Genomic DNA, 12,046 nt, shown 5'->3' with positions numbered 1-12,046 from the left:
TTTCTTTTTATGTTAATTTTGAAGCTTTTTTCTGAAGAATTTTGAAAAAGTTTTAAAAAAAAAGAAACATTGACGCAAGTTTTTAAGTTTTTTCTTATCTAAATTAGAAAACAATATAAAAATGAATTATAAAACTACTTTACTAATAGGTGTAATTACCTTGTTTTATGGTTGCCACGCCCAAAAAAGCAATACAACTACGGAACAAAACGAAACAGAAATCTCTAATAATTATTTTGGGAATTATACCATTAACAATAGTACGTATGGTACCAAAACCACAATGGCTATAGATGGAGATTACCGTGTAATGACAACCAATGCGTTGCCAAACCACACCACTGGAGAATACCCTAGAAAGGGAAACCCTAATACCATTTCTGCACAAAATAAATCTTATAAAATTCCTTTAAAACCAACCTTTACAGGTGCAGCCAAATGGATGAGAGAACCAGGTGTGGCTTTAAATGGTGTAAAGCTTGAACCAGAAACGGCAGAAATGGTAATTTGCGATAGTGGAGAGAATTTTAGAGTTGAAGCTGTACAAGATTTAATTAATTTAGGTTTAGATTTTAATAACGCACACGTGCAACCTACAGGAGAATATCACTACCACGGTATTTCGGAAGCGCTTGTAGAGGCTTTTGATTCTGGAGAAGATTTGGTTCATCTTGGTTTTGCCAAGGATGGTTTTCCTATTTATTATTCAAAAATTGGAGCATTTAAGTCTAGTTTCCAGATAATTGACGGAATTTATTCTGCTACAGATTGTACGTATTCTAATCCTAAAACAAGTATGGATGTGGAGTTAGAAAATGATGAGTTTGATGGTACGTTTGTTTCCGATTGGGAATACGTTAAAGGTTTAGGGGATTTAGATGAGTGTAACGGTGTTTATGTTAATGGAGGTTATGTATATATGGTTACAGATACTTATCCATATGTTGGACGTTGTTTAATGGGGGAGTTTGAAGAAGAAAGACATCCTGCTGGGCCTCCTCCAGGACAGGGTGGTAGAGGACAAAGACCACCAAGAGGGCAAGGGCAAAATCAAAGACCATAAAAAACTTTATAAATTTTAGTAAAAAAGGAATTATTTCAATTTGAAATAGTTCCTTTTTTATTTAGATTTTAATTGAGATAAAATAACTATTATTTTAATAGCGGATAATTTTGTCTTTTATTAAAATAAACTATCTTTGCGAAGAGAAGTATTTATAAAATTATCTATAATTGGGATTAAAAAAAAGATAAAAAGGTCTTTTAATCCATTATAACGAAGATGATGAAAAAATACAACAGCGCATTACTAACAATTTAAATGAAATAATTATGAAAACAGCATCACTTACAGAAGCACTTATTTATACCGAAGACAAACCAAGTATAACGTTATTATTAAAAACAGACACCACAAAAGAACTAAGGATTGCCTTAAAAGAAGGACAATTGATGAAGGAGCACAAAGCACCATACCCAATAATAGTTGAAATTTTTGAAGGTGAGATAGAGTTTGGTGTAAACGGAGAACAAAAGATATTGAAAAAGGGAGCACTGATAGCGTTAGACGCTAATGTGCCGCACGATTTAAATGGATTGCAAGATTCTATTGTTAGACTTTCCATTTCTATTGCAGATACCGTAGAACGTGTTCAAGACGTTGCAAAACTATAATTATTTCTAGAAACTAATAAAAATCAATCACAATGAAAAAAGTTTGGATCGCATTTTCCAGCGTCGTAATACTATCCTTTATCGCATTAATTTGGGTAGGGACAGAAGTTTATCAAAAACAACCGCCAATTCCTAAAACAGTTATTATACAAGAAACCGGCGAAACCGTATTTACTATAGAAGATATACAAACAGGACAAAACGTTTGGGAGTCTATTGGAGGTATGGAAGTAGGTTCTATTTGGGGACACGGTAGTTATGTTGCTCCCGATTGGAGTGCCGATTGGATCCATAAAGAAGCTGTTTTTTTATTAGAAACTTGGGCGCAAAGAGACTTTAATACAAGTTATGAAAGTTTAGGAGTAGAGCCAAAGGCAGCATTGAAAGCACGTTTAATTAAAACTATAAAAACAAACACGTATAATCCATCAAATGAAAGTGTTACAATCACAAAAGATCGTTATAGTGCTATTGTAGAAAACGCTAAACATTATACAGATATTTTTTCTAACGGACACGAAAAATATGCCATACCTGTAGGCGCTTTAGTTGACGTTAAAAAGTTAGAACAATTAAATGCGTTCTTATTTTGGACGTCTTGGGCAGCTAGTACAAACCGCTCAGAAAAAGATTACACCTATACATCCAACTGGCCACACGAGCCATTAATTGGTAATACTATTACTGCCGATTCTCAAATTTGGTCTGGATTTTCTGTAGTGCTTTTACTTCTTTTTATAGGGATTTTAACATATTACTACCTCAGAAAACATGAAAAAGGTGATGCTATTGTTCACCCAAAACAAGATCCTTTAGATACACTTGTTCTTGTAAAATCTCAAAAATCGGTTTTAAAATACTTTATTGTGATTTCATTATTGATTGCCTTACAAGTTATTTTAGGTGCATTGACAGTGCATTATACTGTAGAAGGTCAAGCCTTTTTTGGTATGGATTTATCTAGTATTTTACCATATTCTATTACCAGAACTTGGCATACACAATTAGCTGTATTTTGGATTGCTGCAACATGGTTAGCTACAGGTTTATTCTTGGCACCAATGATTAGCGGTAAAGAAATGAAATTTCAGGTATTTGGAATAAACTTCCTTTTTGGAGCTTTACTCGTTATTGTTTTAGGCTCATTAATAGGTGAGTGGTTGGGTGTGCACCAATTTTTAGATTTAACAACCAATTTCTTCTTTGGTCATCAAGGTTACGAGTACATGGACCTCGGTCGTTTCTGGCAAATATTTTTAGCAATTGGCCTTGTATTATGGGTAATTATGGTGGGCAGACACGTGGTTTTTGCTATTAAGAAAAACGACGATTCTAAACATTTATTAATCATACTATTGATTTCTGTAATTGCCATTGGTATGTTTTTCTTTTCAGGATTAATGTATGGTGAAAACAGTAGTTTACCAGTAATTAACTATTGGAGATGGTGGTTGGTTCACCTTTGGGTAGAAGGATTCTTTGAAGTTTTTGCAACCGTAATTATTGCTTTTATTTTCTTAAGAATGAAGATTCTTTCAGCTAAAACAGCTGGACGAGCTTCTATTGCATCGGCAACTATATTTTTGGCAGGTGGAATTATTGGAACACTTCACCACTTATATTATTCAGGAACACCTGTACAAGCAATTGCTTTAGGAGCCACATTTAGTGCTTTAGAAGTGGTGCCATTAACTTTAATGGGCTTTGAAATTCGTGAAAACTGGAATATTTTAAAAGAACACGATTGGATGCAAAAATACAAATGGCCTATATTCTTTTTCATCGCTGTTTCTTTTTGGAATATGGTAGGTGCAGGTGTATTTGGTTTCTTAATAAATCCTCCAATTGCCTTGTATTATATTCAAGGTTTAAATACAACAGCAGTACACGCACACACCGCATTATTTGGAGTTTACGGTCTACTAGGTATGGGATTCATTATTATTTGTTTACGTTTTTATTCCGATCGTGTTTGGGAGTCTAAAAAACTAAAACGTGCCTTTTGGTTGTTAAATATTGGTTTAGTTGCTATGGTTGTTTTTAGTATGTTGCCAGTTGGAATTATACAAGCGTACACCTCAATAACAAAAGGATATTCGTTTGCTCGTAGTGCAGATTTATTATATTCACCAACGGTACAAACTTTAAAATGGATGCGTATGATTGGTGATGTGATTTTCTCTGTGGGTATATTTTATTTCTGCTGGTTTACTATAGGAGAAACTATTTATTGCTTAAAAAGAAAAACTAATACATTAAAATAGAATGAAGAACATAGAAAACAGAGGAGACGTAAATAAACTAGTATCCGAGTTTTATACCATAATTAGAAAGGATGATATGTTAGGCCCCATTTTTAATCATCATTTAACTGATGAACAATGGCCGCCGCATATTGAAAAACTTACCGATTTTTGGGTTACTAATTTGTTTGGGGAAGTCTGTTTTAAAGGTAACCCAAGCAAAGCACATATTGAAGTTGATAAATACTTAAACCATGGTATGGATCAAAATCATTTTAATCGATGGCTACAATTATGGGCTTCTACAATAGATCGCCTGTTTGTTGGTGCTTTAGCAAAGCGAGCAAAAGAAGCTTCAGAACGAATGGCTATTGGGCAATTTGCTTATGTTTATAAAAATAGACCAGAACATTGTAAATTTTAAAAAATGAACACATAAACTGATTATTTAATTAATTAATGTTCTTAGTAAAAACGGGTTCTTTAATTCAATACTTAACTTATAAAAAACTAAAATCTAATTAATTGATTTGTGGTTTAATACGGTGAAAGTTTTGAGTTTTAGAATCCGTTTTTTTTATTTACAAGAAGTAACTAAGCTCTAATACTAGAAGCGCAAGCACCTCGCTTAAGTAGCATATATTCACCATTATTTTTAAACTCGCGGATAGAAGTGCCTGCATAACGTTTAAAGGTTTTAGAAAGATGACTGACATCTGTAAAGCCTAATTCGTCTGCAATTTGAGTTAATGTAAAATCGGAGTTGAGTAAACGTATTTCTACTTGTTTTAGCTTTGCTTTGATTATATATTCTCGCAATGGCATGTTTACTTGTTTTTTGAAGAATTCGCTAACATATGTTGGAGACATCATAAACACATCAGATAAGTTTTCAACTTTCAGTAATTCTGTTTTGTCAAGATTTTCGTTAATATAGGTTAGCATTTTAGTAATTCTATCATCCGAATTATTTTTAGGCAATTCAAAATAACTACTCTTTTTAATATTTCGTATTAGTAACTCCAAAACACTAGTCATTAAGCTGGTTACAAGATTTATAGACGATTCTCCATAATTTCTAGATTCTTGTAAAATCATCGAAATTAAGCTTTCTAGATGATTTCTGTCGACCTCATTTTTTATAATATCACCTGGTAATTGATTGTAGTTTGATAGTATATACGAGGCTTCTTTAAACCATTCATTTCTATCAATAGTAATGCGGTTTACACTCTTAAAAAAGGTGTCTGTAAATTTTAAAAACACAAATTTTGTAGGTTGCTCAATAGAAAAAGAGTGACATTTTAAAGGTGGTAATAAAAAGATACTCCCTTTATTATACTGATGCTCGTTGTAGTTAATACATTGTGTGCCTTGACCTTCCTTTATCAAAACCAATTCGAAAAAGCTGTTTTTCACAGGGCGCTGTTTCCAATCTGTTAATTCTATTTCTTGTATTTCAAAAGGTTTATAAGCTTCAATTACTTGCATTTCAGTATGATTTATTGAAAATTCTATTCAAATTTAGCTAAAAAAGAACTACAAATGTATATTTTCATACTTCAAACCTTTATTTATACCATATTATCCTTTTGATATACATTTCAAACCGACTTCCAGCTTAAATTAAAGGATAATTAATCACATTTAAATACTAATCTCTATTTTTACAAAAAAGCTATAATTTGATTTTAAAATATATTAGAAAACATACCATTTTATCAGTTTCAATCAGCATCATATTTACTTTTACATTAATCGTGTTTTTAGCTACTGAAACGAGTTATAAAGCTATTGAAAGCACTTCTTTATGGGTTAGAAACTACTTTGGCTATTTTTACTTGTATTTAGGTTTTGGCTGTGTTTTAGCGCTATTAATTATAGCTCTTTCCAAATATGGAAAAATAAAATTGGGAAAACCATCATCCAAACCAGAATACTCGTTATGGTCTTGGACAGCTATGCTGTATAGCGCAGGAATGGGTTCCGGAATTTTATTGAGAGCTGTGCAAGAACCGGTTTTTATGCAGCAGAACCCACCGTTTAGTTCTAATTTATCTGCGGAAACAGTGGCTTTAGAGTTTACGTTTTATCAATGGGGACTTACAGCTTGGGCATTTTATGGCCTATTTGCAGTTATAGTTGGCTACGCCTTACATGTTAAAAAGAAAAAGGTAAGAATCAGTTCGACCATTGAAGATTATTCTAAAAGTGAAACACTTAAAAACAGTGTCGATATTATAACCATTATTACAACGGTGTTTGGGTTAATTGCCGCAATTGGCTTAGGAACCACACAAATTAATGGTGGCTTAAATCATATTTCAAACCAAGATTTCGGACTAACAACAACCATAATTTTATGTGTGCTTATTTCTGCAATTGCTTGTTATTCGACTTGGCAAGGTGTTAATAAAGGCATTAAAATATTTTCTAAATTAAATATCATTGTCACTTTCGCGATTTTGTTATTTATCTTTTTTACAAGCGATATAAAGGCTATTTTAATAGCATTTGTTACTTCAACCTATAATTACATAATCGATTTTGTACCTATTAGCTTAGCGCTTGGGGATTACAATCCGGGTTTAGAATTTTTAACAGGTTGGACCTTTTATTATTGGGCATTTTGGTTGGCTTGGGCACCGTTTACAGGAATATTTATTGCACGTATTTCTAAGGGGCGTAGCATAAGGCAATTGCTACTGGGAGTTTTAATTATTCCATCATTAGGAACATTTTTTTGGTTTTCGGTTTTTGGAACTTCGGCCTTTCAATTAATAGAAAATAGGGGAGCTTATAATGATGAGTTTGGCAATGTGTTTTCCTCAATTTTTGTGTTTTTTGAACATTATCCGTATGCCACATTTTTAAATATAACATCTATTGTTTTATTAATTAGTTTTTTAATTACTTCAGTAGATTCTGCGGTATTTGTACTGAGTATGTTTACAGATAAAGGCGCTAAAAACCCGAGTAAAACACATCGTGTTATTTGGTCTGTTTTTATTTTATTAGCAACTATTGCTTTAGTGCTTTTAGGTAACATTAAAGCAGATATAAATGTATTAGAAGCTGTTCAGCGCTTGTTAATTATCACGTCGCTGCCATTTTCGTTTTTCATAATAATTATGCTTATTTATTTTATAAAAGACATTTTGCAGCATAAGACTATAATTGATAAAACATAACTGTTAGTTTTTACCATTTTCTACGATTAAACTTTAAAGGAAGGAATCATGGATTTATTTAAACAACCCAACTTATTTTCTACAAATGAAATTATAAAAACGGAATTTAATCTTCCCGGAGCGGAGGTTATATTATTTGAAAATTTTTTCTCTGTAGAAGAAAGTGATCGCCTTTATCACAGCTTAATAGAAAATACCATTTGGGAACAAGACCAATTGACTATTTACGGAAAACAGGTAGATTTACCTAGGTTAACGGCATGGTATGGATCTGAGGATGAACTAATGGTTTATGCTGAAAGTGAAAGTAGAATGGTGCCTTGGAATGCTGATTTACTATTTATAAAAGAACGAATAGAGCAGGAGGTTGATATTAAATTTCAACGTTGCTTACTTAATTATTATCGCGATGGAAATGATAGTGTAGATTGGCATCAAGATTATGAAGCTGATCAACGGAAAAATACCGTTATAGGTTCTGTAACTTTTGGTGAAACTAGAAATTTTCAGTTAAAACATGCCACACGCAAAGATTTAAACCGTGTTGGTATTCCTTTAGAACACGGAAGTTTCTTAATTATGCAAGGCGCTACCCAAGACAATTGGAAACATAAAATACCAAAAACCTCTAGAAAGATTAGACCACGAATTAATTTAACGTTCAGATGGATTGAATAAGTTTGAAGGTATTAATAAAGGGTTCGTTCTTATTTTATGGTACAAATAGAAGTCGATAAGCATGTTTAAAGCATCAATTTTATCGAAAAGTATCCTTTTTCTTGTTTAATACCTCGATTTATACCTAATTCACCTTTTTTTATACTTCAAATTAAAACTTAAACGCGCATATATTTGCACAAACATTAAAACATCAATTAAAAAAATATAAAATGAGTACGCCAAACATTGCAAAAGAAGATATTTTAAACGCATTTAATTTTAGACATGCTACTAAGGAATTTGATTCTACTAAAACGGTTTCAGATGAAGATATTAATTTCATATTAAAAACAGCTCAATTATCACCAAGTTCATTTGGTTTCGAACCTTGGCATTTCATCGTAGTTCAAGATAAAGAATTACGCGAATTATTAAAACCAGTAGCTTGGGGAGCACCTTTAAAATTAGATACAGCAAGTCATTTTATTTTAGGTTTAGCCATGAAAGCGCCTATGGTAAAGCATGATGCAGATTATATTATGCACATGATGAAGGATGTAAAGCAATTACCTCAAGATGTTATAGATATGTATTCTACTTTTTATAGAGAATTTCAAGAGCGTGATTTTGATTTAGATAGTGATAAAAAATTATTCGATTGGTCTTCTAAGCAAGCTTACATCGCTTTAGGAAATATGATGACAGCTGCTGCTTTAACAGGTATTGATAGTTGCCCAATAGAAGGTTTTCATCAAGAAAAAGCAGAGGCTTTATTACAAGAAAAATTTGGTGTAGACACAAATAAATACGGCTTAGCTTACATGGCAGCCTTTGGATACAGAAAAGAAGATCCGGCGCATGGTAAATCTAGAAGAAACTTTGATGATATTGTAACTTGGAAATAGGTCTCTAATTAATAAGGTTATAACAACCTATTTTATTAAAATGCTGAAATTAATTTTTTAATTAATCTCAGCATTTCTTATATTAAACCAATTCGTAAAATAAATATTAAAAATAAATTAAAATTGATTTGGTGAAACAGAAGTAATTCAAGTTCTTTCCAGATTCAAATTTTCGCATTAAATGGATAACCTAATTACCTTTGCAATAACCGTATTTACTGGTTTTTTTGCTATTACTAACCCTATTTCAAACATGACTGTTTTTGTATCCTTAACACAAGGTGCGCATAAACAGACCAAAGATGCCATCAATAAAAAGGCAAATATCATTGCTTTTATAATTGTTGTGGTGTTTATTCTTTTAGGAAAATATATTTTTGAACTATTCAATATTAGTATTCCTGCCTTTAAAATTACAGGTGGAATTTTAATATTTTTTATAGGTTTCGAGATGTTACAGTCTAAACAATCGAATGTAAAAAGTTTAAACGATGTCCATATTGAAGAAGATATTGCTGTTTCTCCATTAGCAATACCAATTTTAGCTGGTCCAGGAACTATTGTAACAGCCATGAACTTTGTATCAAACGCTGCACCATTACAAATGTTTTTGGTGATTCTTATTTTCGGATCTATGAGTTTAATAACTTATTTCACTTTTAAGTTAAGCGACCATATTGTTAAGTTTGTGGGATATAACGTTATTTCTGTAATAGGAAAAATAATGGGTTTAATAATTGCCATTATTGGTACAGGTATGATAATTCAAGGTATTAAAATTTCTTTCGATTTAATATCGAACTAGGTTCTTTAACTTTTAATGCTGGAAAGCAATAAATTGATAGTCATATGAAAAAAATATTAATTTTGTTTTCGCATCCAAAGTTTGAAAAATCTAGAGCAAATACTATACTCGTTGATCATGTAAAAGATAAGGAAGGCGTTACTTTCCATGATTTATATGAGAAATACCCCGATTTTCACATTAATGTTAAAGCTGAAAAGGAACTACTAGAACAGCATGATGTTATTATTTGGCATCATCCGTTTTATTGGTATAGTTGTCCGCCTTTAATGAAGCAGTGGATCGATATGGTTCTAGAATTTGGTTGGGCTTACGGTCCAAATACTAATGCTTTAGAATATAAAACCTGCCTAAATGTAATTACTACAGGAGGCTCTAAGGAATTATATTGTTCTCAGGGTTCCAATAGTTTTACAGTAAATCAATTTTTAAGGCCTTTTGAACAAACAGCTAACCTGTGTGGTATGACTTATTTTCCGCCGTTTGCCGTTATGGGGACGCATAATTTAGATGATGAGGCCTTATCAAATCACGCTAAACAATATAGCGATTTAATCGATTTATTGCAGCAAGATTACACCTTAGGAGATTTTAATGGCTGTGCTTTTTTAAATGATATACCAGAACTAAATAACGCTTAATTATTATGACAGGAAGTATCCTTTTTGAAGCCATTGTATTTTTAGCAGGAGCCATTATTTGCGTATCTATCGCCAAACGCTTGGGCTTAAGTTCCGTTATTGGTTATCTGCTTGCCGGTGTTTTAATTGGACCTTATGTTTTTGGTTTTATAGGAAATGAAGGTGAAGATATTATGCATTTCGCTGAATTTGGCGTTGTTGTGATGCTATTTTTAATAGGATTAGAAATAGAACCAAAAAACTTTTGGAACATGCGGAAAACCATTGTAGGCATGGGAGGTATACAAGTAGGAGGCACCATGTTACTTTCCTATATTTTATTTACTGTTTTAGGTTTCGAATGGAAAGTGGCTTTAGTTATTTCTATGGCCGTAGCATTATCATCTACCGCAATTGCTATGCAAACTATAAAAGAGAAAGGTTTAATGGAAACCACTTTTGGATCTTCGTCATTTTCTATTTTATTATTTCAAGATATTATAGTTATTTTCATGTTGGGTTTTATTCCGTTATTATCTAATACTGATGCTAGCGCTTCCGCGGAAAACGTGAGCGATCATACCAACTTGTTAGATGGTTTACCATTAGGTTTACAAACTTTATCTATTATTTTATCGGTAGTTGTAATTATAGTAGCAGGCCGTTATTTAATAGTACCTATGCTTCGTAAAGTTGCCAAAACTGGTGTTAGAGAATTACTAATAGCAGCAGCTTTTTTAATTGTTTTTGGTATTTCACTTTTAATGGAATTTGTTGGCTTAAGTCCTGCTTTAGGCGCTTTTTTAGGTGGCGTTGTATTGTCTAATAGTGAATTTAAACACGAGCTAGAAAGTACCTTAGAACCTTTTAAAAACTTAATGCTGGGCTTGTTTTTTATGGCTGTAGGCGCATCAATCAATTTTATTGTTATAGCAAATAGTCCTTTAGAAATTGGTGGTATTTTGGTTGCTATTATCATATTAAAAGGTATTGTATTATATATTACAGGCCATATTTTTAAACTGAAATTAGATCAAAAACTACTGCTTACTTGCAGTTTGGCTCAAATTGGAGAATTTGCTTTTGTATTACTATCGTTTGCTTTTGGATTAAATATTTTAGAACAAGAACAAATGGATATGATGTTGGTAATAACGGCACTTAGTATGTCTTTAACGCCAATTATTGGTATTATTAACGAACGTTTTATACTCCCAAGAACAGGCACAAAAGAGTCTGTAAAACGACCAATGGATCATATCGCGAAAACTCAAAAAATTATATTAGTAGGTTTTGGTCACTTCGGAAGTACTATTGGGCGTTTTCTGCGATCTCATGGTGTAGAAGCTACTATTCTAGATCACGACTCTAACCGTGTTGATTTTCTTCGAAAAATGGGATTTGAGGTTTATTATGGTGATGCTACACGTCTCGATTTACTAGAATCGGCTGGTATTGCAGAGGCTAAAATTGTTATTTGCGCCACCAATAAAATCTCGGTTTCAAAAGCCATTGGTAAAATTATAAAAGAGAAATATCCACATGTGGAATTCATGATTCGTACTAAAAATAGATACGATGCTTATGAACTACTTAACCTTGGAAATGAAAATATTTACCGAGAATCTTTAGAAACTTCACTTACGTTAGCTAAAGATGTTTTGAGTAAAATGGGTTTCAGAAAATACACTTTAAACCGACAAGTTCAAAATTTCATTAAGTATGATGAGGATAGTTTAAGACGTTTATCGCAAGAGCCTAAAGACGAAAAAAACTATATATTCAAAGCTAAAAAAGAGCTTGAGCAACAAGAGAAATTCTTAAATGAAGATTTTAAACGCGGCATTGTAGAATACGATAATCACTGGGATAGCGAACATATTAGAAAGGCTTTAAACAAAACTAAAAAAGGATAACTTTTCTTAAAAAGTTATCCTTAATTTTAAAT

Annotated in this window: 11 protein-coding genes; 10 read left to right on the top strand and 1 reads right to left on the bottom strand. The window is 32.2% G+C overall.

Going from position 1 to position 12,046, the window contains the following annotated elements; translation table 11 throughout:
- The first annotated feature begins 121 nt into the window (after positions 1-121).
- The 4 genes from V6246_RS03710 (at position 122) to V6246_RS03695 (ending at position 4,341) form a co-directional block, all read left to right on the top strand.
- On the top strand, positions 122-1,063 hold the full coding sequence (locus V6246_RS03710) for a YHYH protein (protein ID WP_341559010.1): 942 nt from the start codon (positions 122-124) through the stop codon (positions 1,061-1,063).
- Between the two features lie 269 nt (positions 1,064-1,332).
- Positions 1,333-1,674 (top strand): cupin domain-containing protein, encoded by a 342-nt coding sequence (locus V6246_RS03705; protein ID WP_341559009.1) that lies wholly within the window; start codon positions 1,333-1,335, stop codon positions 1,672-1,674.
- A 32-nt stretch (positions 1,675-1,706) separates the two neighbouring features.
- A complete protein-coding gene (locus V6246_RS03700) occupies positions 1,707-3,938 on the top strand; it encodes a nitric-oxide reductase large subunit (RefSeq protein ID WP_341559008.1) in 2,232 nt (743 codons plus the stop codon).
- A gap of 1 nt (position 3,939) precedes the next feature.
- A complete protein-coding gene (locus V6246_RS03695) occupies positions 3,940-4,341 on the top strand; it encodes a group III truncated hemoglobin (RefSeq protein WP_341559007.1) in 402 nt (133 codons plus the stop codon).
- Positions 4,342-4,511: 170 nt separating this feature from the next.
- On the opposite strand, the gene V6246_RS03690 is transcribed toward V6246_RS03695, so the two are convergent.
- Entirely contained in the window at positions 4,512-5,408 is an 897-nt protein-coding gene (locus tag V6246_RS03690; protein ID WP_341559006.1) for an AraC family transcriptional regulator, read from the bottom strand.
- A gap of 194 nt (positions 5,409-5,602) precedes the next feature.
- Here V6246_RS03690 and V6246_RS03685 point away from each other — a divergent pair, with 194 nt between their 5' ends.
- The 6 genes from V6246_RS03685 (at position 5,603) to V6246_RS03660 (ending at position 12,014) form a co-directional block, all read left to right on the top strand.
- Positions 5,603-7,108 (top strand): BCCT family transporter, encoded by a 1,506-nt coding sequence (locus tag V6246_RS03685; protein WP_341559005.1) that lies wholly within the window; start codon positions 5,603-5,605, stop codon positions 7,106-7,108.
- Positions 7,109-7,156: 48 nt separating this feature from the next.
- Positions 7,157-7,786 (top strand): alpha-ketoglutarate-dependent dioxygenase AlkB family protein, encoded by a 630-nt coding sequence (locus V6246_RS03680; RefSeq protein ID WP_341559004.1) that lies wholly within the window; start codon positions 7,157-7,159, stop codon positions 7,784-7,786.
- Positions 7,787-7,998: 212 nt separating this feature from the next.
- The gene (locus V6246_RS03675) at positions 7,999-8,673 is read left to right on the top strand and encodes an NAD(P)H-dependent oxidoreductase (protein WP_341559003.1); all 675 of its coding nucleotides are present in this window, start codon (positions 7,999-8,001) and stop codon (positions 8,671-8,673) included.
- Positions 8,674-8,854: 181 nt separating this feature from the next.
- The gene (locus tag V6246_RS03670) at positions 8,855-9,478 is read left to right on the top strand and encodes a MarC family protein (protein ID WP_159020435.1); all 624 of its coding nucleotides are present in this window, start codon (positions 8,855-8,857) and stop codon (positions 9,476-9,478) included.
- A gap of 44 nt (positions 9,479-9,522) precedes the next feature.
- Positions 9,523-10,119: a glutathione-regulated potassium-efflux system oxidoreductase KefF gene (kefF, locus tag V6246_RS03665; protein WP_341559002.1), complete on the top strand. Its 597-nt coding sequence runs from the start codon at positions 9,523-9,525 to the stop codon at positions 10,117-10,119.
- 5 nt (positions 10,120-10,124) lie between these two features.
- The gene (locus V6246_RS03660) at positions 10,125-12,014 is read left to right on the top strand and encodes a monovalent cation:proton antiporter-2 (CPA2) family protein (RefSeq protein ID WP_341559001.1); all 1,890 of its coding nucleotides are present in this window, start codon (positions 10,125-10,127) and stop codon (positions 12,012-12,014) included.
- The last annotated feature ends 32 nt before the right edge of the window (positions 12,015-12,046 follow it).

Source organism: Algibacter sp. TI.3.09 (assembly GCF_038154905.1).
In the GTDB taxonomy this organism is placed as follows: Bacteria; Bacteroidota; Bacteroidia; order Flavobacteriales; family Flavobacteriaceae; genus Algibacter.
The sequence above is the reverse complement of the archived record's forward strand: the minus strand, read 5'-3'. Positions and strand labels throughout refer to the sequence as shown.

Bases quoted from the DNA above. Each gene is read 5' to 3' on its own strand.
- V6246_RS03690 (WP_341559006.1), bottom strand. From the start codon at position 5,408: ATGCAAGTAATTGAAGCTTATAAACCTTTTGAAATACAAGAAATAGAA.
- V6246_RS03710 (WP_341559010.1), top strand. From the start codon at position 122: ATGAATTATAAAACTACTTTACTAATAGGTGTAATTACCTTGTTTTAT.
- V6246_RS03680 (WP_341559004.1), top strand. From the start codon at position 7,157: ATGGATTTATTTAAACAACCCAACTTATTTTCTACAAATGAAATTATA.
- V6246_RS03700 (WP_341559008.1), top strand. From the start codon at position 1,707: ATGAAAAAAGTTTGGATCGCATTTTCCAGCGTCGTAATACTATCCTTT.
- V6246_RS03660 (WP_341559001.1), top strand. From the start codon at position 10,125: ATGACAGGAAGTATCCTTTTTGAAGCCATTGTATTTTTAGCAGGAGCC.
- V6246_RS03695 (WP_341559007.1), top strand. From the start codon at position 3,940: ATGAAGAACATAGAAAACAGAGGAGACGTAAATAAACTAGTATCCGAG.
- V6246_RS03705 (WP_341559009.1), top strand. From the start codon at position 1,333: ATGAAAACAGCATCACTTACAGAAGCACTTATTTATACCGAAGACAAA.
- V6246_RS03675 (WP_341559003.1), top strand. From the start codon at position 7,999: ATGAGTACGCCAAACATTGCAAAAGAAGATATTTTAAACGCATTTAAT.
- kefF (WP_341559002.1), top strand. From the start codon at position 9,523: ATGAAAAAAATATTAATTTTGTTTTCGCATCCAAAGTTTGAAAAATCT.
- V6246_RS03670 (WP_159020435.1), top strand. From the start codon at position 8,855: ATGGATAACCTAATTACCTTTGCAATAACCGTATTTACTGGTTTTTTT.